Origin of the sequence: Chryseobacterium daeguense DSM 19388 (assembly GCF_000430825.1) — a bacterium.
GTDB classification, from domain to species: domain Bacteria; phylum Bacteroidota; class Bacteroidia; order Flavobacteriales; family Weeksellaceae; genus Chryseobacterium; species Chryseobacterium daeguense.
On the sequence record NZ_AUMT01000008.1, the window covers coordinates 155,408 to 180,476 of the forward strand.

Annotated in this window: 23 protein-coding genes; 14 read left to right on the top strand and 9 right to left on the bottom strand. The window is 36.9% G+C overall.

Annotated elements, in window-relative coordinates:
• The first annotated feature begins 41 nt into the window (after positions 1–41).
• The 12 genes from H560_RS0111145 (at position 42) to H560_RS0111200 (ending at position 14,037) form a co-directional block, all read left to right on the top strand.
• Positions 42–551: an NADH-quinone oxidoreductase subunit NuoE family protein gene (locus H560_RS0111145; protein WP_027380116.1), complete on the top strand. Its 510-nt coding sequence runs from the start codon at positions 42–44 to the stop codon at positions 549–551.
• A 77-nt stretch (positions 552–628) separates the two neighbouring features.
• A complete protein-coding gene (gene nuoF, locus H560_RS0111150; RefSeq protein ID WP_027380117.1) occupies positions 629–1,981 on the top strand; it encodes an NADH-quinone oxidoreductase subunit NuoF in 1,353 nt (450 codons plus the stop codon).
• Positions 1,982–2,029: 48 nt separating this feature from the next.
• On the top strand, positions 2,030–2,833 hold the full coding sequence (locus H560_RS0111155; RefSeq protein ID WP_034752678.1) for a hypothetical protein: 804 nt from the start codon (positions 2,030–2,032) through the stop codon (positions 2,831–2,833).
• 45 nt (positions 2,834–2,878) lie between these two features.
• A complete protein-coding gene (locus tag H560_RS0111160) occupies positions 2,879–3,877 on the top strand; it encodes a 2Fe-2S iron-sulfur cluster-binding protein (RefSeq protein WP_027380119.1) in 999 nt (332 codons plus the stop codon).
• Positions 3,878–4,055: 178 nt separating this feature from the next.
• Positions 4,056–5,120 (top strand): NADH-quinone oxidoreductase subunit NuoH, encoded by a 1,065-nt coding sequence (gene nuoH / locus H560_RS0111165; RefSeq protein WP_027380120.1) that lies wholly within the window; start codon positions 4,056–4,058, stop codon positions 5,118–5,120.
• A 111-nt stretch (positions 5,121–5,231) separates the two neighbouring features.
• Entirely contained in the window at positions 5,232–5,789 is a 558-nt protein-coding gene (locus H560_RS0111170) for a NuoI/complex I 23 kDa subunit family protein (protein WP_027380121.1), read from the top strand.
• Complete coding sequence (locus tag H560_RS0111175; protein WP_027380122.1) at positions 5,789–6,286, top strand: NADH-quinone oxidoreductase subunit J family protein; 498 nt, start codon at positions 5,789–5,791, stop codon at positions 6,284–6,286. The genes H560_RS0111170 and H560_RS0111175 overlap by 1 nt, the downstream gene beginning before the upstream one ends.
• A gap of 4 nt (positions 6,287–6,290) precedes the next feature.
• Positions 6,291–6,620, top strand: a complete 330-nt coding sequence (gene nuoK, locus H560_RS0111180) for an NADH-quinone oxidoreductase subunit NuoK (RefSeq protein ID WP_027380123.1) — start codon at positions 6,291–6,293, stop codon at positions 6,618–6,620.
• A gap of 2 nt (positions 6,621–6,622) precedes the next feature.
• A complete protein-coding gene (nuoL, locus tag H560_RS0111185) occupies positions 6,623–8,536 on the top strand; it encodes an NADH-quinone oxidoreductase subunit L (RefSeq protein ID WP_027380124.1) in 1,914 nt (637 codons plus the stop codon).
• A 2-nt stretch (positions 8,537–8,538) separates the two neighbouring features.
• Positions 8,539–10,032, top strand: coding sequence for a complex I subunit 4 family protein (locus H560_RS0111190; RefSeq protein ID WP_034752636.1), 1,494 nt, complete (start codon positions 8,539–8,541; stop codon positions 10,030–10,032).
• A 114-nt stretch (positions 10,033–10,146) separates the two neighbouring features.
• Positions 10,147–11,526 carry an NADH-quinone oxidoreductase subunit N gene (locus H560_RS0111195; RefSeq protein ID WP_027380126.1) on the top strand — a complete coding sequence of 460 codons (1,380 nt, stop codon included), beginning with the start codon at positions 10,147–10,149 and terminating at the stop codon, positions 11,524–11,526.
• Positions 11,527–11,724: 198 nt separating this feature from the next.
• Positions 11,725–14,037: a GAF domain-containing protein gene (locus H560_RS0111200; protein WP_027380127.1), complete on the top strand. Its 2,313-nt coding sequence runs from the start codon at positions 11,725–11,727 to the stop codon at positions 14,035–14,037.
• Here H560_RS0111200 and H560_RS0111205 read toward each other — a convergent pair.
• On the bottom strand, positions 14,034–15,197 hold the full coding sequence (locus tag H560_RS0111205) for a Pycsar system effector family protein (protein WP_027380128.1): 1,164 nt from the start codon (positions 15,195–15,197) through the stop codon (positions 14,034–14,036). The two genes, H560_RS0111200 and H560_RS0111205, sit on opposite strands and share 4 nt — an antisense overlap.
• A gap of 38 nt (positions 15,198–15,235) precedes the next feature.
• Between H560_RS0111205 and H560_RS0111210 the strand changes: the two genes are divergently transcribed.
• Positions 15,236–18,940 (top strand): metallophosphoesterase, encoded by a 3,705-nt coding sequence (locus H560_RS0111210; protein ID WP_228372463.1) that lies wholly within the window; start codon positions 15,236–15,238, stop codon positions 18,938–18,940.
• 77 nt (positions 18,941–19,017) lie between these two features.
• Here H560_RS0111210 and H560_RS0111215 read toward each other — a convergent pair whose 3' ends face one another.
• From H560_RS0111215 to ruvX, 5 genes are all read right to left on the bottom strand, one after another.
• Positions 19,018–19,890: a hypothetical protein gene (locus H560_RS0111215; RefSeq protein WP_027380130.1), complete on the bottom strand. Its 873-nt coding sequence runs from the start codon at positions 19,888–19,890 to the stop codon at positions 19,018–19,020.
• Positions 19,891–19,998: 108 nt separating this feature from the next.
• Positions 19,999–20,766 (bottom strand): nucleoside triphosphate pyrophosphohydrolase, encoded by a 768-nt coding sequence (gene mazG / locus H560_RS0111220; RefSeq protein WP_027380131.1) that lies wholly within the window; start codon positions 20,764–20,766, stop codon positions 19,999–20,001.
• 295 nt (positions 20,767–21,061) lie between these two features.
• A complete protein-coding gene (locus tag H560_RS0111225; RefSeq protein ID WP_027380132.1) occupies positions 21,062–21,619 on the bottom strand; it encodes a DUF5606 family protein in 558 nt (185 codons plus the stop codon).
• Positions 21,620–21,722: 103 nt separating this feature from the next.
• Complete coding sequence (gene def, locus H560_RS0111230; RefSeq protein WP_027380133.1) at positions 21,723–22,295, bottom strand: peptide deformylase; 573 nt, start codon at positions 22,293–22,295, stop codon at positions 21,723–21,725.
• Complete coding sequence (ruvX, locus tag H560_RS0111235) at positions 22,292–22,708, bottom strand: Holliday junction resolvase RuvX (protein ID WP_027380134.1); 417 nt, start codon at positions 22,706–22,708, stop codon at positions 22,292–22,294. Before ruvX ends, def begins: the two co-directional genes overlap by 4 nt.
• 114 nt (positions 22,709–22,822) lie before the next feature.
• Between ruvX and H560_RS0111240 the strand changes: the two genes are divergently transcribed.
• On the top strand, positions 22,823–23,299 hold the full coding sequence (locus H560_RS0111240; RefSeq protein ID WP_027380135.1) for a SixA phosphatase family protein: 477 nt from the start codon (positions 22,823–22,825) through the stop codon (positions 23,297–23,299).
• Between the two features lie 198 nt (positions 23,300–23,497).
• On the opposite strand, the gene H560_RS23750 is transcribed toward H560_RS0111240, so the two are convergent.
• From H560_RS23750 to H560_RS21460, 3 genes are read right to left on the bottom strand one after another with little or no spacing between them, the layout of a single operon-like run.
• Positions 23,498–23,677 carry a DUF3471 domain-containing protein gene (locus H560_RS23750; protein WP_262486270.1) on the bottom strand — a complete coding sequence of 60 codons (180 nt, stop codon included), beginning with the start codon at positions 23,675–23,677 and terminating at the stop codon, positions 23,498–23,500.
• Between the two features lie 11 nt (positions 23,678–23,688).
• A complete protein-coding gene (locus tag H560_RS23755; protein ID WP_228372464.1) occupies positions 23,689–23,889 on the bottom strand; it encodes a hypothetical protein in 201 nt (66 codons plus the stop codon).
• A gap of 45 nt (positions 23,890–23,934) precedes the next feature.
• Positions 23,935–25,044: a serine hydrolase domain-containing protein gene (locus tag H560_RS21460; protein ID WP_228372465.1), complete on the bottom strand. Its 1,110-nt coding sequence runs from the start codon at positions 25,042–25,044 to the stop codon at positions 23,935–23,937.
• Positions 25,045–25,069 lie beyond the last annotated feature (25 nt).

Sequence of the window (25,069 nt, forward strand, 5' to 3'; positions counted from 1 at the left end):
CATTAGTACATTGTACATTGTACAATAATACATTAAATAAAATGAGCGAAACAATAGCTTTTAAACCGGAAAGTTTAGCACAGGTACACAAAATTATCGCAAGATATCCTGAAGGAAGACAAAAATCTGCCCTTCTTCCTGTACTTCACTTGGCACAGAAGGAATTCGGAGGATGGTTAGACGTTCCTGTGATGGATTATGTTGCTGAATTATTAAGTATTAAGCCAATTGAAGTATATGAAGTAGCTACTTTTTATACAATGTTCAATATGAAGCCGGTTGGTAAATATGTTTTGGAAGTTTGCAGAACGGGGCCTTGCATGGTTTGCGGAAGTGAAAAAATCCTTAACCATATCAGAACCAAGCTGAACATTAAGGACGGAGAAACTACGGAAGACGGAATGTTCACATTAAAGCCAGCTGAATGTCTTGGTGCTTGCGGATATGCTCCGATGATGCAGTTGGGAAAATTCTTTCACGAAAATTTAACGATAGAGAAAGTTGACGAAATCCTTGATCTTTGCAGAGAAGGACAGGTTGATTTGGGCTAAATAAATTTTAAACTAATTAAAAAAGGCGCGCAGCAAATAGCCAAAAGTTATAAGCCATTCGCCAAAAGCATATTACAATGAGTAAAAAACTTTTACTTAAAGACGCACATATAGAAGGTATACGTTACTTTGAAACCTACCGCAAACAGGGAGGTTACACAGCAGCAGAAAAAGCCTTGAAAATGACACCGGACGAAATTTTGGAAGAAGTAAAAGCTTCCGGACTTCGTGGACGTGGTGGTGCCGGATTCCCAACCGGGATGAAGTGGAGCTTCCTGGCAAAACCGGAAGGTGTTCCTAGACACTTGGTAGTCAATGCCGATGAATCTGAACCGGGAACGTTCAAAGACAGATATCTCATGGAATTCCTTCCTCATTTATTGATTGAAGGAATGTTGATTTCATCGTACTGTTTGGGTTCAAATGTTTCTTATATCTACATCCGTGGAGAATATTCATGGATTCCGGATATTTTAGAAGAGGCGATTGAAGAAGCTAAAGCAGCAGGATTTTTAGGTAAAAACATTTTAGGAACAGGTTTCGATTGCGAAATTTATGTTCAAAGAGGTGGTGGAGCATATATTTGCGGTGAAGAAACTGCATTGCTTGAATCTCTTGAAGGTAAAAGAGGAAATCCAAGACTAAAACCGCCATTCCCGGCTGTAAAAGGACTTTGGGAAAGACCAACGGTAGTAAATAACGTTGAATCTATCGCAGCAGTAGTTCCAATCATTGATATTACAGGAGCTGAATACGCTAAAATAGGTGTTGGAAGATCTACAGGTACGAAATTAATTTCCGCTTGTGGAAACATCAACAAACCGGGAGTTTATGAAATCGACATGACCATTACGGTTGAAGAATTCATTTATTCTGATGAATATTGCGGCGGTATTAAAGACGGAAAAAGATTAAAGGCTTGTATCCCTGGAGGAAGCTCAGTTCCGATTGTTCCTGCGAATTTATTATTAAAAACCGTAAACGGAGAACCAAGATACATGAACTACGAATCCTTGGCAGACGGTGGCTTTGCTACCGGTACAATGATGGGTTCGGGAGGCTTTATCGTATTAGATGAGGACCAGTGTATTGTAGAGCATACCATGACTTTAGCAAGATTTTATAATCACGAAAGTTGCGGTCAATGTACACCATGCCGAGAGGGTACGGGATGGATGTATAAAATTTTAAAGAAAATAGAAAAAGGTGAAGGTAAAATGGAAGATATAGACTTACTTTGGGATATCCAGAGAAAGATCGAGGGAAATACCATTTGTCCTTTGGGTGATGCAGCAGCCTGGCCTGTCGCGGCAGCGATACGCCATTTTAGGGATGAATTTGAGTGGCACGTGAAAAATCCGGAATTGTGTCTTACACAAAACTATGGTTTAGCGAATTACGCAGATCCTATTCCGGCGCCATCAGTTTAAATTCATAACTAGACTAGATAAATTAGGGTGATAAAAAAGTGTTTATTACTGTTATTAGTAACAGTAACTTTGGGCTTAAATGCTCAAAAATCTCACGTGGATCCGTTTAAGAAAGGATCAGTGATGGTATTTTGGGGGTGGAACAATTCAGTATATTCAAATTCGGATATTCATTTTAAAGGGGATGGATATGATTTTCAACTGAATAATGTAGTCGCTCACGACAGACAGACGAAATTTGATTGGGGAGTATATTTTAATCCCGGTTCAATCACAATTCCGCAGGTAAACTATAGGATTACCTATTTTCCTAAGGATAATCTCGGGGTTACTTTAGGAATGGATCACATGAAATATGTAATGGATCAGGATCAGACTGTAAATTTTAAAGGATATATCAATAATCCGGAATATGCTTCTACGGTTCAGAACGGACAGGTTAACTTAAGCGATTCAAAATTATTGACTTTTGAACATACGGATGGTCTTAATTATATCAATATCGGGGCTCAGAAGTATCATAATGTTTTAAACAAAAAAAATATTGATATTTTCTTAAGCTACGGAGCCGGAATTGGAGCTTTATTACCAAAGTCCAACGTAAAGCTGATGGGAAATGAAAGAAGTGACAGATTCCATTTGGCAGGCTTCGGGGCAGATATCAGAGCAGCTCTCAGTATTGTTGCCATAAGACATATTGTGGTTCAGGTAGAAGGGAAATTCGGGTATATCAATATGCCGGATATCAAAACTACTCTTAACAATAAGCCGGATAAGGCTTCACAGGATTTTGTGTATGGTGAGGTGGATTTTGGGATCGGATATACATTTAATACAAAAAAGTATAATTAAAATATAGCTGAACTGCTTAAACAGTATAAGCGAAAAGCATAGAATATGAGCGAAGAGGTTAAAAAATTCAAAATAACAATAGACGGACAAACTACTGAAGTTTTGCCTGGAACTTCTATTTTGGAAGCAGCAAGACAGATCGGTGGAAAATCTGTACCTCCTGCAATGTGCTATTACAGCAAATTGGAAACCAGTGGAGGAAGATGCAGAACTTGCCTGGTGGAAGTTTCTAAAGGGTCTGAAGCAGATCCTCGCCCTATGCCAAAATTGGTTGCAAGCTGCAGAACAAACGTGATGGATGGTATGGAAGTAAAAAATCTTACTTCTGAAAAAGCTCAGGAAGGTAGAAAAGCTGTCACTGAGTTTTTGCTGGTAAATCACCCGCTTGACTGCCCTATTTGTGATCAGGCCGGAGAATGCCACCTTCAGGATCTTGGCTATGAGCACGGAGTAGAAAATACCAGAACAGAATTCGAAAGAAATACGTATGACGCAGACGATCTTGGCCCTCATATTAAATTAAATATGAACCGTTGTATTCTGTGTGCAAGATGTGTATTAGCTGCAAACCAGCTGACAGGTGAAAGAGAACACGGAATTCTTTTCAGAGGAGATCACGCTGAAATTTCAACGTATTTAAATAAAGCTTTAGACAATGACTTCATCGGAAACGTTATTGACGTTTGTCCGGTAGGAGCATTAACAGACAGAACAGCCCGTTTTGCAAGCAGAGTCTGGTTTACAAAGCCTATGAACGCTTCTTGTAAATGTGATAAGTGTTCAGGAAAAGCTACGGTTTGGATGAAAGGTGATGAAATTGTGAGAGTTACTGCAAGAAAAGACCAGTGGGGTGAAGTGGAAGAATTCATCTGCGATACCTGCCGTTTCGAAAGAAAAGAACTTTCTGACTGGAACATCGAAGGTCCTAGACATATCGACAGACATTCAGTTATTTCATTGAACCACTACGAAAAGCCTAAGGATGAGCTAAGAGTTTTAGAAAACCCGATGGCTAAAGAAATCAGTGAAAAAGACGAAAAATAAAAAGCTAGAAGTCTGAAGATGGAAGATGGAGGTTTGTAACCGTAAAATATTCCACTTCTACTTCTAACTTTAATATCGTTAAAAAATAAAATAAATTGGTAATGTGATGATGAGTTAATGCCACGACGTGATAAACTTCCAGCTTCCAACTCCCATCTTCAAAACATTTAAATAAAAAATGGATTTACTTACATTTAAACTTATACTTGTATTAGCGCTTTTCCTGCTTTCGTTAACGATTGCGGCCTACTCTACCTGGGCGGAAAGAAAAGTTGCCTCTATTATGCAGGATAGAATCGGTCCAAACAGAGCCGGACCTTTCGGATTGCTGCAGCCTCTTGCTGACGGTGGAAAATTTTTCTTTAAAGAAGATTTTACGCCTGCCAATGCAGAAAAATTCCTTTTCGTATTGGGGCCGGCGTTGGTAATGTTTATTTCATTAATCACAGGAGCGGTTATTCCTTGGGGTAAAAGTTTAAATTTTGGTGGAGTTTCTTATGATCTTCAGGTGGCTAACATTGACGTTGGTGTACTTTTCATCATCGGAATGGCTTCCATTGGCGTTTACGGAATTATGATCGGAGGTTGGGCTTCGAATAACAAATATTCATTATTAGGCGCTATCCGTGCTTCTTCTCAGATGATTTCTTACGAATTGGCAATGGGATTGGCATTACTTTCTATCATTATGATGACAGGAAGTTTAGATTTAAAAGAAATTACAGAAAGTCAAACTGGCGGAAAACTTTGGGGAGTTATTCCTTGGGTTTCAGGCTTGAACTGGAACATTTTCTACCAGCCGATTGCATTCCTTGTTTTCTTCGTAGCTGCTTTAGCAGAAACAAACAGGCATCCATTCGATTTACCAGAGTGTGAATCTGAATTGGTAACAGGATATTCTACAGAATACTCATCCATGAAATTAGGTTTGTACATGTTCGGTGAATACGTGAATATGTTTATTTCTAATGCTTTCATGGTTGTCCTTTTCTTCGGTGGTTACAACTATCCCGGAATTGAATGGGCAACAGAACATTGGGGAGAAAATATTGCTGGAATTATCAGTATTGGAGCATTCTTAACTAAAACAATCATCGGAATTTTGATCTTTATGTGGATAAGATGGACGCTTCCGAGATTTAGATATGACCAGTTAATGCACTTGGGATGGAAAACGTTGATTCCAATGGCATTGGTGAACTTGCTGATTACAGGAGCTGTAATTTTAGCATTTGGAAATTAGAATAATTTGAAAATGAGATGATGTGATGATGTGATAATTTGGTGATCCGGGTAAAACTTCCCGCTTCCATCTTCTAACATCTAACGTCTAACATCTAACATCTATAATTAAATGAAATTAACTAACAGATCAAAAGTTGTTTCTAATAAAGAAATGACCCTTGCTGAAAAAATCTACTTACCTGCAATTTTTACAGGAATGGGGATTACATTTAAGCATGCTGTAAGAACCGTATTGAAAGGTGCTCCCGCAGTATATTCATATCCGGAAGTGCAGAAACCGAGAGCAGAAATCTGGAGAGGTCAGCACGTTTTGAAAAGAGACGAGGAAGGCAGAGAAAGATGTACAGCTTGCGGGCTTTGTGCAGTGGCCTGTCCTGCAGAAGCAATTACAATGACTGCTGCTGAGAGAACCAAGGAAGAGAAGCACCTTTACAGAGAGGAAAAATACGCATCAGTATATGAAATTAATATGCTGAGATGTATTTTCTGCGGTATGTGTGAAGAAGCCTGTCCAAAATCTGCAATCTATCTTACAGACAGATTGGTAGACGTGGAAACCAACAGAGGTTCTTTCATTTACGGAAAAGATAAGTTGGTGGAAAAAATAAATGAAAGGATTGATATCACAGAAAGACAATCCGAGAAACAAAAAAATGCGGTAAAATAATGGATCAGTTTTTATTTTTCTTGGTGGCGTTTTTAGCAGTGGCGAGTGCGGTGTATTTCGTATTTGCCAGAAATCCTTTATATGCTATTTTGTCATTAATTGTTACAATGTTTTCTATTGCAGGCATGTACATCCTTCTGAATGCACAATTCCTTGCGATTATCCAGATTATTGTTTACGCAGGAGCCATCATGGTATTATTCCTTTATATCCTGATGATGCTTAACCTTAATAAACAAGACGAAAGTAAGAAGAACAATACTTTAAAATTTGTTGGAGTTTTTACGGCCGGTCTTTTATTAATTGGAGTTTTAGGTGTATTCAGAGGAGTTCAGGACAATCATGTTGTTGTTGAAAATGTAGACAAGGGCGTTGGTCTTACGAAAAATCTGGGCAGACTTTTGTTTAATGAATATGTTTTACCGTTTGAGCTTGCATCCATCCTTATTTTGGCAGGTATTGTAGGTGCGGTATTAATCGGTAAAAAAGATTTATAAAATTATGGGAGAAGTAAATACATTTATACAAAGCATCCCTCTGAATTATTTCATCATTCTTTCGTCAGTATTATTCTGTCTGGGAGTGTTGGGAGTATTATTGAGAAAAAATGCTATTGTTATTTTGGGTTGTGTAGAGCTTATGCTGAATTCTGTAAACCTTTTATTGGCTGCGTTTTCTGCATACAAAGGTAACGGCGACGGACAACTTTTAGTTTTCTTCATTATGGTGGTGGCTGCTGCGGAAGTGGCGGTAGGCTTGGCAATTATTGCTATGCTGTATAGAAATACCCGTTCTGTTGATGTAAGTATATTTAATAAATTAAGAGGATAAGAATGGAAAATCTAGTATATGCAATAATACTTTTACCACTTTTAGGGTTTCTTATAAACGGTTTATTCGGGAAAAATCTTCCAAAAATATTGGTAGGTTCTCTGGCTACGACAATGGTTTTTATCCCATTCTGTATTGCTGTAAGTATTTTCATGAATTTTAATTCCGAAAGCCCTGCTGTCATTGTAAAAGCTTTTGAATGGTTTAGAGTAAATGGAGTTCAGATCAATTTCGGTTTCCAGATCGATCAGCTGTCGTTAATGATGATAATGATCATCACAGGGATCGGATCTTTGATTCACCTCTACTCTATCGGATATATGAGCCATGATAAAGGATTCTATAAGTTTTTCACTTATCTGAACCTGTTTATCTTCTCCATGTTATTATTGGTAATGGGAAGCAACTACCTGATCTTATTCATCGGATGGGAAGGTGTAGGATTGTGTTCTTACTTACTGATCGGATTCTGGTACACCAACGAAGAATATGGTAAAGCAGCAAGAAAAGCTTTCATCATGAACAGAATTGGTGACCTTGCGTTGTTGATCGGTATCTTCATGATCGCCGGACAAACCAACGCTGTTGATTATTTAACAGTAGCTGAAAACGCAGGCAAATTTGAATTAGATGGAAGCGTAATTATTTTTATTACGGCGAGTTTATTTATCGGTGCAACGGGTAAATCTGCTCAGGTTCCATTATATACTTGGTTACCGGACGCGATGGCTGGTCCAACTCCAGTTTCTGCGTTAATTCACGCGGCAACGATGGTTACGGCAGGTATTTATTTAGTAGTAAGATCAAATTTCTTATTTACGTTGGCCCCAACCGTTCAGGGAGGAATTTTATTCATCGGATTCTTAACGGCTGCTTTGGCAGGATTTTACGCACTACGTCAGAACGACATCAAAAAAGTATTAGCCTACTCTACCGTTTCACAGCTTGGATTTATGTTCATTGCTTTAGGATTGGGAGCTTATACTACGGCGATGTTCCACGTAATGACTCACGCTTTCTTCAAAGCATTATTGTTCCTGGGCGCAGGTTCTGTAATTCACGCAATGAGCAACGAACAGGATATGCGTTTCATGGGAGGTCTTAAAAAATATATTCCTCTTACTCATGCCACTTTCCTTATCGGGACATTGGCCATTTCAGGATTCCCTTTATTATCGGGAATGATTTCTAAAGACGAAATTTTAGTAGCAGCTTTCGCTAAAAATCCTGTTTACTGGGTAATTTTATTTGTTTTAGCGGCTGTTACTGCAACATACATGTTCAGACTGTACTATCTTACCTTCCACGGAGAATTCAGAGGTACTGAAGAACAGAAACACCACTTACACGAAAGCCCGTCTAATATGACAATACCATTGATCGTATTAGCTATGCTTTCTGTTTTAGGTGGTTTAATTAACCTTCCTCACTTCATAGGCCACGGTCATTATGCAAAATTAATGGAATGGCTAAAACCGGTTCTTACTGAGGAAAGCTTTAAGCAAATGGAAGCTACCCTTTCGGGAGTTCCGTTTGGTACTGAAATGATATTATTGGGAGCAACAGTTCTGATGTTCTTCTGTGTTTGGTTTATTGTTAAAAATACTTATGTTAACAAGAAAAAACAGGCTTTACCGGAAGAGATGTATACAGGATGGGAAAAACTGTCTGCCAGAAAATTATATATTGACGAACTTTACAATGCAATTATTGTAAAAACTGTTGAAGGATTAGGGCGCGGAGGAAAGATGTTTGACAAAGGTATTCTTGATCGTTTTGTAGATTTTGTGGGTGACGGCGCTGAAGACAGCGGAAAAGCCATGAAGCGTATTCAGAACGGAAATGTTGAGAATTACATTTTGATCATGTCTTTAGCGGTGGGAATTATATTAATTGTTAACTTTTTATTACAATAATAATGTCTGGTTTGTTATTAACATTATTACTATTACCTCTAGTAGGTTCGGGATTAGTTTTTGCGTGGAAAAACAATTCCAGCAAATATTTGGCATTGGGAATTGCATTGGTTCAGATGCTGGTTACCTTCTACATTGCGGCGGATTTTAATTTTGCTCCGACGGTAGACAGCGTATTACAGCATGAGATCAATTATCCCTGGTCACAATTTATGAAGAGTTCTCTTCACTTCGGTATCGATGGGATGAGCCTGCTTCTTTTATTGCTGACTAATATTTTAGCGCCAATCATTATTTTATCTTCTTTTAATGAAAATGTAAGCTACAGAAATACTTTCTACGGTTTGATTCTGCTGATGCAGTTCGGGCTTGTAGGAGTTTTCACATCGCTTGACGGATTATTATTCTATATTTTCTGGGAAGTAACGCTGATTCCGATCTGGTTTATTGCCGGACTTTGGGGTCAGGAAAATAAAAGATTTGAATTCACTACGAAATTCTTCGTATATACATTCGTTGGGTCATTATTCATGCTAGCCGGATTGATTTATGTTTACAATCACTCTGCATCTTTTGCCCTGACAGATTTATATAATGCTCAATTAAACGAAACACAGCAGACTGTGGTATTCTGGTTCATTTTCTTTGCCTTTGCAGTGAAATTGCCGGTATTCCCTTTCCATACATGGCAGCCAGACACCTATACCTATTCACCAACGCAGGGCTCGATGTTATTATCAGGGATCATGCTAAAAATGGCGGTATATGGGGTTATGCGTTATTTATTACCAATCACTCCGCTTCCGATTGCAGGAATTTCAGGACAGATTGTAATTATTCTTGCGATTGTAGGAATTGTACATGGAGCTTTAATCGCGATCATCCAGACAGATATGAAAAGAATCATTGCGTATTCTTCTTTCTCTCACGTTGGATTAATGGTGGCAGGTATCTTTGCTTCAGCAGTAATTTCTTTAAGAGGAACTTTCAATGTTGAGGGTGCTGAAGGGGCTTTGGTACAGACATTTGCTCACGGTATCAACGTGGTAGGTCTATTCTACTGTTGTGATATTTTATATAAGAGATTTAAATCAAGAGACATCAGACAAATGGGAGGCCTTGCAAAAGTAACACCTAAGTTTGCCGTATTGTTCTTGATCATTATATTAGGTTCAATGGGAGTTCCATTGACTAATGGATTCATCGGGGAATTTATTTTGTTGAAATCGGTTTATGATTTTAACGGAACAGCAGCAGTAATTGCTGGTCTTACGGTAATTCTTTGTGCTGTATACTTATTAAGATTCTACGGAAAAGCAATGTTTGGGCAGGGAGATGAAGCGGTATTAAGTACAGCGAAAGATTTATCTGCAGTAGAATTTTCTGTATTGGCAAGTTTAGCGGTTTTTGTGATTGTACTTGGTATTTTCCCACAGCCGGTAATCGAAATGGTGAGTAGTTCAGTGAAGTTTATCTACGCTTCAATGGCCAATTAATATTAAAAGATTTAAAAATTAAAAAATTAAGAGATCGAGAAGAATAAAGAGGAAAGAACAAAGGCTTTAGACTTTGAACTTTAAACTTTGAACTCAAAATCTCAAACATAAATTATGAGTGTTTTAATTATTGTTTTCCTAACGGCAGTTGTTGCGTTATTTTCAGGAGTTTTTGAACAAGGGAAATTCGCAAGATACATTGGGATTTTGGGATTAATCATCGCATTATGTGTGAGTTTCATGCCGGAATGTGCTTTCTTTGAACAGTACAGACACATGTATGACTACACCGCAAATACTGCGCTATTCACTAAAATATCAATCGTAACGACATTATTACTATTCTTTTTGGGAGGTTTTGCATTCAGCAACCACAGAAGCCACCAGTCAGAATTATATGCATTAATACTTTTTGCTCTTTGTGGAGGGATTATCCTTTTCGGATACCAAAACATGGTAACATTATTCTTAGGAGTTGAAATCCTTTCTATTCCTTTATACGTAATGGCAGGAGCTAATAAAACAGATTTGAGATCAAACGAAGCTTCCATTAAATATTTCCTTATGGGTGCATTCGCTACAGGTTTCCTGTTGTTCGGTATTGCATTTATCTACGGAAGTGCCGGAAGTTTTGATTTATATAAAATTCACGATTTTGGGGTAGCAAATCCTAAGGATGTCATGTTTATTTTAGGGGTTTTATTAATCCTTTGTGCATTGGCATTCAAAGTAGCATTAGCGCCTTTCCACATGTGGAGCCCTGATGTTTATTACGGTGCGCCTTCACTGATTACAGCTTTTATGGCGAGTGTGGTAAAAATCTCAGGATTTTTCGCATTGTTTAGGTTAATGACCATCGGGTTTGGTGGTGTTACAGGAGAATGGATCAATGTTTTCGGAGTATTCTTAATTATCACATTGCTTTTAGCGAACGTAATGGGTCTTGCCCAGACAAACGCAAAAAGAATGCTGGCATATTCTTCAGTTTCCCACGCGGGATACATTGGGTTGGTTTTCTTTGGGATGACAAGCCTTTCCACTTATAATTTAGCGTTTTATTTATTTGCTTACGCTTTATCTACAGTAGGAGTTTTCATGTGTCTTATTTATGTTGAAAAACTGAAAAGAGAAACTTCTTTCGGAGCTTTCAAAGGGTTGGCAAAAACAGAACCTTTATTAGCAACAGTAGCGGCAATTTCTATGCTTTCAATGGCGGGAGTTCCTTTAACGGCTGGTTTTATGGGTAAATTTGCTTTATTCTCCCAGGCAATGAACGGTGCGGCTTTTCTGGTTTTAATAGCCGTTTTAGGTTCAGCAGTTTCAATTGCTTATTATCTGAGACTGATTATTGCAATGTTCTTCTTCAAAGAAACATCATTCAAATCTTCAGAAAAAGTAACGGTTACTTATAATATAGTTGCGGTATTTGTAATTGCTTCAATCATTGTATTGGGCGTTGCTCCGGATTTATTTGCAAGAGCATTCGGATTATAAAATTCGGATTTAAAAATAATAAAGAAAGCACAGCAGAAATGTTGTGCTTCTTTTATTTTATGCCGTTCTATGTTTTTAAGATAAATATGATCCTCTGCGGTGTTTGAACTTAAAAATTTAAATATAATTAAGTCAAAAAATAAAAATCTGCAATCCAAAATCCGGCTTTTTTCATAACTTTACTTGAAATTTGAACTTTTGTCAATTCTCTACAAAAAAGAAGCTCCATTCCAGGTTTTTATTTCATTCAAAAAATATTTGGATGTGCTTGAGCATATCCGGTATAATGACCGTCTGGAGTATCGTGTAAATTATGCACAATCTTTAATAGAAAAGACAAAAAATTTTCAGGAGCTTAGAGACGGCTTTCAGGACACTTCCCTTCTTGAAAAACATGATGAGCTTATCAGGCTTTTACTGGCTGATCTTTTTCCAACAGGGCTTACCAACAATGAGATAAAAGCGGCTAGCATACCGCTTTCCAACATTACGTTTAATTATACGGAAAGATTTAAAAACATCCTGAAAGACGCCGGAAAAGATTTTGAAATTGAGCTAAGGAATATTGATGATGACGAATTTTACGTATTTTGCTGTTGCATGATCCTTCAGGCGTACTTTAAAAGGGATATTAAAAGTACCATCCCGTTTTACTATGACATCCCGAACAGGCAAGGGATTATGAAGCATTATAAAATTACCGTTAATGCAGATTTCACCGAAATTTATCCTACAGAAAATGCCAAAATCCCATCAGAAGAAGTGATTAACATGCTACTGGAAAATCTGGATGATTATAAACTCTGGAAAAAATATTTTCCTTCCCAATCCTGGATTTTGAAAGGATTTACCATCATTTCTCTGGTAGACTGTACTTCAGAAGTAGCACTTTCTGACCTGAAATCTACCATGATTCAGATTGACCCGGAAAATTTGTCTCCGGATGATAATTTAAAAGAGATATTTAAATCTTACTTTGATGTTGCCGAGCTTAATTTTGGGCTAATGCTTTTCAATAAAAAAGACCAAAGGCTTGAAAGAATTCCTATTTATGAAAGTGTTTTTACGAATCATATTCTGGATTTCTGGATCAATGCCTTTGATGAGGAGACCAGGAAAAATACATTTAATAATCTCAATCATAACTCAAGGCCGATTGTAATATCAAATGTTGATAATCTTGATAATGAAATAAAATCCCTCCCATCTTTTAATATCTTAAAGAAGAATAAAATTAACAGCTTCATGGTGATTCCCATCATGAAAGACGGTGATTTGCTGGCTATCATGGAGTTTACCTCACCTCTGGCCAATAGTTTCAATGGTCTTAAGCTCAAGAAAATGGAGTTTTTTACAGACATGATCTTATTTTCATTAAACAGATTCAGTTTTGAGAAAAATTTTCAGATCGAGGCGATCATTCAGAGGGAATATACTACCATTCATGACAGCGTAGTCTGGAAATTCAGAAACGAAGCAGAAAAGTATTTCAACGCTTCCCTTTCCAAAAAAATATACACCCTAAAGCAGATTTCATTTAAAAACCTTACCCCGGTTTTCGGCTTTTCAGATATCCGTTCTTCATCGGAAAAAAGGTTTAATTTAATGCTTGAAGATCTTAATCAGCAGATTGATTCTCTTCACGGTATTTTTACATTGATAAATTCAGATTCAGAGAAATATTTACTGGCGCTCGATATTTTTGAAAATGAACTGAATAATGAAATTAAAGCAGACAGTGAGCAGCGTTTTCAAAGGCTTTTACGGGAAGAGATTCATCCTTTTTTACAAGCCAAGCTGGAAATTAAATCGTCCAGTGAAATAAAGGCTAAAATTAAAGATTATTTTACGCAGGTTTTTACTCAAAATGATCTGTTTTATGGCAACAGAAAAAGCCTGGATGATTCTATAACTCTGGTAAACAGAAAATTAGCCGATATGCTGGATGAAAGCCAGGTACAGGCGCAGCAGATATTCCCTCATTACTACGAAAGATTTAAGTCCGATGGTGTTGAACATAACCTTTATACCGGCCAAAATATTGCACCTGAACTTCATTATCATTCAAAAGTAGTCCATAAGTTGAGATACTGGCAACTTAAAACGATCTGCAATATGGAAAGGGAAATGCAGAATTTCAAGAAAGATCTTCCGATTTCATTGGATATTGCTTCATTAATTTTTGTGTATAATGAAAAAATCGATATCCGTTTCCGAATGGACGAAAAACGTTTCGATGTAGACGGCGCCTTTAATTCTTACTACGAAATCATTAAAAAACGGATAGATAAAGCACACATCAAGGATTCAACGGAAAGGATTACCTGCCCGGGAAAAATTACCATCGTGTATTTTGGGATGGAAAATCAAAAAGAGTACCTTGAATATATCAACAAGCTACAGAAGAAAGAAATCTTAAAAAACGATGTTGAATTCTTAAAAGTAGAAGATTTACAAGGGATCACCGGGCTGCTCGCACTAAGGGTTTCTTTGGTAGAAATTGTCAATTAAAGCGATAGGAAAGCATATCCGAAAGACAATACCGAAATAATAATTCCCGCCATGAAAATCTTATACGTCGTAGATAAAAGCTTGTATTTTCTATCCAAAACTTTCCCCAGATAATACAAATCCTTCACCATAGAATCATAAATATAATCCCTGTCCTTAATTAAATCTTTCATTGCGCTGTTATAATCATCGAAAAGCATCCTGTTAAAATTACCAAAAAATAAAAGATTTACTTTTCTGTCTGCCACATCCTGTAATGTAAATCTGGTTTTTGTAACATTGGGTTTGGTAGATAAAATAGCAAAAATAATCGTTAAAACACTAGACAACAATAAGATAAAACTAGGAATAATTAAATGTGAATTTTTTGGGGTATCCAGTTTAGGAACCAGCACAGAAAGACATACAGAGATAATGATGGCATTTACAGAAAGTAAAATATTCGCTTTGCTGTCTGCAATATCGCTCAATCTTGTATGGTTATTCAAAGTGACTCTGAAAAGCGTATCGACACTTCTATCAGATTTTGGTTCTTTTTCTTTTTTACTTTCCGGCTCCTTTTTCACGTCTTCTTTTTCTAGTTTTTTCTCAATTTTTTTAATATTTTTTTCTTTCAAAGGCTGCCAGTTCTGCTTTGCGTATTCAGTGTAATAATGGTGCTTATTTTTAAGCATATCAAGGTTTCCTGCATTCCATTCATCGTTTGAAAAACATCTTACATTAGTAAGCTCCCATTCTTTTCTCAATGCATCGGAAATATCATTATAATCATGGCTGGCAAAATGACTGCAGTCAGCATCTTTTACGATTTGTTCTAAAAGATTTTGTGGCTGATAAGTAATTTTTGTGGCCAAGATTAAATTTTCAACATCTTTAATATAATTTTCAGGATAATTTTCTTTTTGGAGAAAATTTTTCATAATCTTTACTCCCTCCTCTTCATGCTCCTGAGCACATTCTATATAACCTGTATCATGAAACCAAAGCGCCAACAGCACCTTTTCCTGATCTTCTTTGGAAATGGGTGTATTCTTTATAATTTCTTCTGCTTTATTTACAGTATACGTAGTATGAATAAAATTATGATAAAAATATACAGAAGATAGCTTATCTTTGAATAAGATTTCAACGTAATCCTTGGCTTTTTGTAAAATGCTCATCACTGAAATTTTGTTAATGTAAATTTATGAATTTATCCTTGAAAACTCATCTAAAAAATACTTCCGTTATCCTTAGAGTAGTATTGTCGGCTGGATTTCTATATTCCTGCGCAACATATAACGTAAAAAAGGGTAAAAACTTATCTGAAGTAGAAAATTCTGATATAAAATCTGAGAATGACTTTAAAATTTTCTTAGTGGGTGATGCTGGAAATGCAGATGAAATTCAGTCTCAGCATACGTTGGATCTTCTTAAAAGTCAGCTGGAAACTGCGGATAAAAATTCTATGCTCATATTTTTAGGAGATAATATCTATCCTAAAGGAATGCCGGAGGAAACGGATAAAACTTATGCATTAGCAAAACAAAAGCTTCAGAATCAGCTTGAAATTACAAAAAGCTTCAAAGGAAAAACATTAGTGATCCCGGGAAATCACGATTGGTATCACGGTCTTGAAGGTTTAAAGGCACAGGAAGATTTTGTAAAAAATTATTTCAATGATAAAAAAGCTTTTCTACCGAAAAATTCTTGTGCGATTGATGATATCAGCCTGACAAAAGACATCAAGCTCATAGTAATTGACACGGAATGGGTATTGCAAAACTGGGACAAAAATCCGGGAATCAATAAAAACTGCAACATCAAAACACGCGAAGATCTTTTCATAGAGTTTAAAGATTTAATTAATAAAAATCAGGATAAAAAAATTATCGTTGCCCTCCACCACCCGGTTATCAGCAGTGGAACACATGCAGGTTACAGCTCGGCAAAATCTCATCTTTTTCCTTTAAAAAGCAAGATTCCTGTTCCCGGAGTGGCAAGCGTCATTAATATTCTGAGAAGCTCATCCGGAGCAAGTCCGGAAGATATTAATAATCAAAACTATGCAGACCTCGCAAACCGACTGAAAAGTATTGTCCAGGAAAAGGAAAACGTAATTTTCGTTTCCGGTCATGATCATAATTTACAGTATCACGAAGATAGAAATATCAGGCAGATCATAAGCGGGGCCGGCTCTAAAGTAGACCCTGCAACTATCAGAGAACGAACAGATTTTTCTTACGGAGGAAGCGGTTTTGCTATACTAAACATCAGAAAAGACCAAAGCTCCGATGTTGAATATTTTTCAACAAAAGATAATAAACTGGAAAAAATTTCACATATCCAGGTAATTGATAAGCCGAAAGAATTTATTAATAATTATCCGAATTCTTTTCCTGTTACTGTAACCTCTACAATTTATCCTAAGAAATTAACAGAAAAAAGAAAATTTTACAGATGGCTTTGGGGAGAGCATTACCGTAGATATTATGGAATGCCGATCGAAGCCCAAACTGCCAATATTTCAACACTTGACGGCGGCTACAGGCCTTTCAGGGAGGGCGGCGGAAACCAATCGAACAGCTTAAGGCTGATGTCTCAGGATGAACAGGAATTTGTAATGAGAGGCGTTAAAAAAAGCGCTGTACGATTCCTTAACAATATGGCTTTTAAGAAAAGTACTTTCGGAAATGAATTGAATAATACTTTCCCAGAAAAGTTTCTGCTGGATTTTTACACCACCAATCATCCGTTTACATCATTTGCCGTTGGAAATATGGCGGAAAAAATTAACCTTTTCCATAGTAATCCCAGATTATTTTACATCCCAAAACAGAAGGCTTTAGGTGAATATAACCTGACTTATGGAGACGAAATGTACATGATAGAAGAAAGATTTTCTTCTGATCCGAAAACACTGGCTTCTCTTGACAATGCTAAAGATGTAATTTCAACAGATGACGTACTGAAAAATTTTAATAAGAATTACAAATATTCAGTAGATCAGGAAACTTATATCAGAGCAAGGATTTTTGATATGCTGATCGGGGATTGGGACAGGCATGCAGATCAATGGAAATGTGCGGAATACAGCGATGGAGACAAAATAATTTACAAGCCAATCCCTCGGGACAGGGATCAGGCGTTCAGCAAATATGACGGTGCAGCATTCAAGCTTATCATGAATGTCCCGGCAATCCGACACATGAAAACATTCAAAGATGACATTAAAAGTGTGAAATGGCTTGCCATGGAACCTTATCCGCTGGACCTGGTTTTCTTAAAAGGTTCTGAAGAAAAAGACTGGATTGCGCAGGCAAAATATATCCAGGAACATCTGACAGACAGCGACATAGATGAAGCTTTCAAAAACCTTCCTAAAGAAGTTCAGGATGAAACCATTGCCGATATTCAGAGAAAATTAAAACTAAGAAAAACCAAATTAGAGACGTATGCTTCTCAGTATTATGATGTTCTGCAGAAGAAAGTTCCGCTTGCAGGGACTGTAAACCCTGATAAATTTGAGATTACAAAAACAGGCAATACTGTAAATGTAAAGCAATATAAATTAGATAAAAACAAGGAAAATCCTGAGCTGGTATTTGAAAAAACATATAATGATACCAAAACAAAGGAACTTTGGGTTTATGGCCTCGAAGATGATGATATTTACGAAGTTTCGGGAGACGGGAATCCGAAAATGAACATCAGACTGATCGGCGGATATAATCACGACACTTATAATGTAGCCGATGGCAGCAAGGTAAAAATATATGATTTCAAATCGCAAAAAAATACATATAATACCCACGGAGCAACGAAAAATATTTCTGATGATTACAACATCAATACCTACAATTACAAGCATCCGAAATACAACTTTTTTGCAGGCTATCCGAATGCAGATTATAATCCTGATGACGGTGTAATCCTGGGAGTGTTGGCAAATTATACATTAAATAATTTCATTCGTGAACCGTACACTCAAAAGCATAGCTTAAAAGTGAACTTTTATACTGCAACCGGCGGATTTAATGCGGCCTACAAAGGAATTTTCAAAAAAGCAATCGCAGGTTGGGATTTTAATATTGATGCGGGTTTCACCACTCCTCGTTTTGCTGAAAACTTCTTCGGACTGTCCAATGAAAGCGAGTATGATAAAGATGTCATAGAAAGAGAATACAACAGGGCAAGGATTTCTAAATTTAATTTTGCACCTTCTATTTCTAAAAAAAGCTGGGCGAATTTATTTCATCAATTTCAATTAACTTTTGAAAATAATAAAGTTCAGAGAAACGGCGACCGCTTTGTAGATGTTTCATCGGATGTAAGGCCGGAGGTTTTCAAAAACCAACAATTTGCCGGAGCCAATTATACATTCAGCTATAAAAATTTTGATAATAAAGCTTTCCCTACTTTAGGTTTGGAATTCACGGTAAATGCCGACTGGAAGGCCAATCTTTCCGATTTTGAAAGAAACTTCCTGATCCTTCGCGGAAGACTTGCATTTGATCAGAAAATAGACAACAGAGGAAATTTTGTATTTGCTAATTCCAGCAATGCAATGTGGATCAGCAATAATAATTTTGAGTTCTACCAGGCCGCAGCCATCGGCGGAAACAACGGAATGAGAGCCTTCAGAAACGAAAGGTTTTCGGGACGATCTTATTTCACCAATAACTCTGAAATCCGCTGGGATTTTGGGAGGGTAAAAAACAATATTGTTCCTGCAAACATGGGTATTCTGGTAGGTTTTGATGTAGGACGTGTGTGGAATGACCATGAAGATTCCAAAAAATGGCATCAGTCTGTAGGTGCAGGATTCTGGCTGAGTATTGTTGAAATGTTCTCCGCAAGGCTCAATTACTTTACCGGATCAGATGGCGGAAGGATTTCTGCTGGAGTGGGAATGACTTTTTAAAGCAAATAAAATTGATTAAGAAAGCCAATTCGTTTGCTTAAAAACCATAAAAAAACCGCAGAAATTTCTGCGGTTTTTTATTTTAAGGTAAACTGATACACATTTCCACCTTCTTTTTTGTCCTTTTCATCAGCAATAAGAAGCGTTTTATCATCCATAAACGCAATAGCTTCCTTTTGGGAATTATGATTCAGTGATATTTTCTGAATTTTTGTTTTGCTGAAATCGTTTGCTGTAAAGCCGGTTAATACCTGAATATTTTTATGATTTAACAAAACAATTTTATCTTTCGTGCTGTTAATGGTTGCCGAAGTTATGGCTGCATCGCTATAACCGCCCTGAAGCTTTAATTTACCTACCATTTTAGCTTCAAAGTTCCCTTCTTTATTAGGAATTTGGAAAACTAAAAAAGTTCCGTCAAAACCCTTACTTCTATTTTTAGTGAAAAGATAAAAATTGCCATCCATTTCTACAAAAGCTTCACAATCATAAAGCCAGTTTGATTTTTTTGGAGGAAATTCTGTCTGCCCTTCATAATGGAATTTTGTGGTCTGAACAACTTTTGTTGTTTTCTGAGCCGAGTCTTTTAAATCAACTTTTAAAATTTCAAGATCCTGTCTGTCATTTTCATTGTTTCCAAAATCACCAATGTAGATATTTCCGGAAGGATCGCTTGTAATATCTTCCCAGTCGTTGTTTTCAATATTTTCTACTAATACATCACTCATGAGATTTCCTTTCTTATCAAGACCGTAAATCACATTTTTATTGCCTTGATCTTCAATAGCCCAAATCATATTCTTGTCATGAGATATTGTAATTCCTGAAACTTCCTTCAGCTTTTTCGGAAGGGAAAATTCTATTTTTAAATCATCAGTTTTCGGCGAATCCTGTGCTTTCGGATTACAGCTGAATAAGAAAAATGCAGATAAAGCAAAAACACGTAGCATACTTATTTTTTTAATTTTTTAAACTGAAAATAAGAAAATCTTATATTTTTCTCTAAGGTATTAATAATCTGCTGATGAACGATCTTCCGTGTAAGATTTTCACCTCGCCTATTGTAAAAGCTTAGCTTTTTCCCAAAGAATATCCATTTCTTCCAGTGACATTTCTCCAAGCTTTAAATTCTGTTCTGTGGCAAGCGTTTCCATTTTCTGGAATCTAGAAATGAATTTTAAATTGGTTCTTTCCAATGCGGAATCAGGATTAATCCCGGAAATTCTTGCATAATTAATTAATGAAAAAAAGACATCTCCCAATTCCATTTCTTTTTTATCAGGATCCTTTTCTTCATGAAATTCGCGGATTTCTTCATCTACTTTCTTCCAGGCATCTTCAGCATCATGAAATTCAAAACCGATACCTTTTACTTTATCCTGAATTCGGTATGCTTTTACAAGGCTCGGTAAACTTTTCGGAACACCACCCAGAATAGACGTATTGCCTTCTTTTAATTTTAATTTTTCCCAGTTCTGCTTTACTTCTTCTTCGTCTTTCACTTCTGTATCTCCGTAAATATGAGGATGGCGGAAAATCAACTTTTCATTCAGGGAATTAATAACATCTGCAATGTCAAAGCTTCCTTTTTCCGAGCCTATTTTAGCATAAAAAACAAGATGAAGCAGAACATCTCCCAATTCTTTCTTTATTTCCTGTAAATCTTCCTGCAAAATAGCATCTGAAAGCTCGTAGGTTTCTTCCAACGTAAGATGACGAAGAGATTGCAACGTCTGCTTCTGATCCCACGGGCATTTTTCGCGAAGATCATCCATAATATCTAATAATCTTCCGAAAGCTTCCAGTTTTTCCTGTTTGGTATTCATAATTTAAGAATTGAAGTCATACAAATTTAAGGTAAAATCTTCTGAATGTCCTGTATTTGTACAAATTTATTGGTTACCCGCAAAGGAGCAAAAGCTTACTTTGTAACACTTTTTAAGACGCAAAAAAACAAAGATTTTGGGTAAGGATGGTGATACTTTAATCTATAAAAATCCTTACATTACTAAATTTATCGAAGATAAAATCCTTGTGCCATTGCGAATAACGAATTACTTTTAAACAAAAAACCTCACCATTTCTGGCAAGGTTTGCATTATTTTTAGGTCAAATTAATGATTACCCTTGTTTTCTGTGTGTACTTTTAGGAGCAGATTTTGCGGCAGAAGTAGCTTTTACTTTTGGAGCTGCCGGTTTTTCAGCTTTTGCTGCTTTTTTCGGAGCTTCTTTTTCAATGCTTACTTCTTCTGCCGGCTCACCGTCCAATGTTTCAGGCTCTGCTTTTACGAAGCTTTCCGGAGTGATGTATCCTGCTTTCTGAAGGATATTGTACCACTGAGCCAATTTCTTGATGTCAGAAGCATACACTCTTTCCGTATCATAGTTTGGAAGTGAAGCCGTCATGAATTCCTTTAGTTCTGCATCGCTGGATTTGTGAGCGATTGCTTCTTTATAATCGTAGTTTTTAGCAATATTTTCAAAAACTTCGAACAAAGGAACTTCTTTATCAACTGTAAACATCGCGATATTATCCAGTAAGCTCACCTGGCTGGAGTTTCCAATGCTTACTTTTTTCTTCGTCGTAACATCTTCAATAATAAACCCGTTTCTTAATTGGGAAACTAATTTGTAAAGTCCTGGCTTTCCAGAGATTGAAATTATTTTTTCTAACAACATAATTTTATTTTTTGTAAATTCTGCAATCCGTTTTCACTACTTCAGACAAGCTCCGCATGAAACTTTTTGCGCTTTAATATTTATTTTTTTAATCCTTGTTTACTTATTTTGGAAATCTCATTTTATAATTAATGCTTACATCACCCTGAGTAATTTTCGTCAGTTTTCCCTTTACCAGCTTCTTTTTTAGAGCGCTTAAATGGTCTGTGAACAAAATTCCTTCAATATGATCATATTCATGCTGAATTACGCGGGCTCTAATATCGGAAAAAGTTTCTGTATGTTTCACAAAATTTTCGTCATAATATTCAATTAAGATCGTTCCTTTTCTCTTTACATCTTCTCTTACATCCGGAATAGAAAGGCATCCCTCATTGAATTTCCATTCTTCACCCGACTCTTCAAGAATTTTAGCATTAATGAATACTTTTTTGAATTCTGCCAGCTCATCCTTGATATCTTCATAATCCTCATCTTCCGCCAGAGGGCTCACATCAATCACAAACAGACGGATATCCAGCCCGATTTGCGGTGCTGCCAATCCTATGCCATTTGCACTGTACATGGTATCAAACATACTTCCTATCAGCTCCTGCAGGTTAGGATAATCTTTATCAATATCCTTTCCTACTTTTCTTAAAACTGGGTCACCAAAGGCTCTTATCGGTAAAATCATCTTGTTCTTTGTTCTAAAAAATTCTGCAATATGATGGTTGCGCTTACTTTATCTATTAATCCTTTTTCCTGTCTCTGTTTTTTGCTTTTTCCGCTTTGTGATATAAAAAACGAAGCCATTTTTGATGTAAATCTTTCATCGAAACGGTTTACTTTAATATCCGGGAACTCTTTTTCAAAAGTTTCTATGAACTTTAAAATATCATTTTCCACTTCGGAAGCATTCCCTTTTAAATCCACAGGAAGCCCGATCACCACTTCATCTACCTTGTTTTCCGTGAAATATTTTTTAAGAAAACTCACCAGTAAAGCAGTCTGAACGGTATCCAATCCGCTCGCAATAATCTGCATATCATCCGTTGCAGCAATGCCACAACGCGCCTTTCCATAGTCTATTGCGAGTATCTGTCCCATAAGTCTGCAAATTTAGTAAATTTTAATGATTTTATTTCATACACAGTTTTTTTTATAAATCATGTTTTTTTACGTTATTTTTTTTATAATTTTATTTTTCCAAAAAGCGATAATATGAAGAAACTCATCCTTGTAAGACATGCGAAAAGCGACTGGCCGGAAGAAACGGACGACTTTGACAGACCATTGGCAGACAAAGGGTTAAAAGAAGCCCTGCACATGTCTCGGTTTATGAAAGACAATAAGATATCGATTGATTATTTTGTATCAAGCCCCGCGGTTCGTGCGCTGAATACGTGTAAAATTTTCAACCAGTCTTACAATATCAACATTACAACGGATGAGAAACTTTACAATCCCTCAGAAAGCAATTTTGAGTCGGTAATTTATGATCTGGATGATAATCTTGAATCGGTTGCCTTTTTTTCACACAATAATGGGATTTCAAATTTTGCGAATTCTATTTCTGAAGATATCTTCCATTTCCCCACATGTGGTGTTGCCGGTTTTGAGATAGACTGCCAATCGTGGTCTGAATTTGACGGCGCCCAAAAGAAATTGCTTTTTTTCTATGACCCCGGGAAAATATAGTCACTCGCGCAAATTCCCCTCCTTTGGAGGGGTGGCGAAAATTCAAAGAATTTTTGTCGGAGTGGTTTTAAAGTGAATTGTGAATGGTCAATTGTGAATTTTAATAGCATAAGTTTTGGCTAAAGCCAGCGCTACACACAAAAAAAGACGGGCTAAAGCCCGTCCCTATTGATATAATTGAATATCATTTATTTTTCGTTATTTCCTTCTCAGATCCAGCTCATCAAAATCAAAACTGAAATCGGTAATTTCTGAAATCGGTTTCAATTTTGCGGACTGTGCTTTTCCTGTTTCATCATAATCAAAAATAATGTAGGCATCGGCATCATAGCTTCTGTCGTCCCATTTGATAATGAAAGAATTATTTGAAAAAGGCAATAATTCGCCTTTTAATCTTGGAGAATTTTTGCAGGAAACTCTATATATATATTTCCCTGTTTGGCAATTTCTACGTCACCAAACCACTTATCATTGTAAATTCCGACAAACTGCTCAGGTTTCGGCTGAAGGTTTTTCTCTTTTTTAAATGCATCAGATTTTGCGAAAGCTTCTTTCTTTTGCTTATCAAACCCTTCCTCCATTTTTTTCATTCTGTCGCCGTATGTTTTCAGCCAGTTTCTGTCTGCAATACCTAATTAAGAATCTTTAACGGTATTTGTAATCGTGTTGAAGGCGGCTCCTGACTGTTGGTTTGTCAAAACAACAATTCCAAGCTTCATATCAGGAATCAAAGTGAACTGCGTTACCGTCCCGATCAATCCGCCTGTATGCTGAATTTGCTTATGGCCTTTAACATCACTCAGAAACCATCCCAGCCCATAGCCATAGAAACCCGTATCATAAGGGCTTTTCGGAGCGGTACCTGCCGGAATCTGCAAGCTCCAAAGCTGCTGTACATTTTTATCTGAAACTAATTTTTTGCCGTCCTTTGTTGTAAAATTATTCAGTAAGCATTCTGCCCAAAGCGTCATGTCTTTAATATTGCTCATGATTCCTCCGGCTGCATTGGCCGTTTCATTCCAGTCGTGGGGAACAGCAATTGCTTTCCCATCCACTGGTGCGTGCGCATCAATTTTGTTGGCAACCGCTTTCGCTCTGTTGTAGCTCCCGAAGCTTGAATTCATACCGACAGGCTTCATGATTCTCTGTTCGATAAAATCTGCCCAGCTCAACCCGGAAACTCTGTGAATCACCTCACCGGCAACGATAAACATGATGTTATTATAATCTAAAGTCGTTCTGAAAGGGTTTTCCGGTTTTAAATATCTTACATTGTGAACAATATCATTCACGGTGAGGCTTCCGCCTTCCGGAAAGAACATCAGGTCTCCCTGGCCAAGCCCTAATCCGGCTCTGTGAGTCACCAAATCTTTAATTGTTACGTTTTGAGAAACATACGGATCGTACATTTGAAATTCGGGGATATATTTTGAAACTTTATCGTCCCAGTTCAGCTTACCTTCATCGGCCAGAATCGCAAGGGCAGTACAGGTAAAACCTTTGGAATTAGAGGCTATTCCTACCAATGTCTGATCATCCATCGGCTGCTTTGTCGTTAAAGAACGTACTCCAAAACCTTTTGAGTAAATAACCTTTCCATCTTTGATGACACCCACGGACATGCCCGGAACATCGAAAGTTTTTAATGTATTCTGGATTAATTCATCCATTTTCTTCTCCTCCACCTGCGCATTGAAAATCCCAACAGCCAAAAGAAGAAGGAAAAAAGAAAGTTTCTGCTTCATTTTTTTAATTTTTTCAAAGTTAATC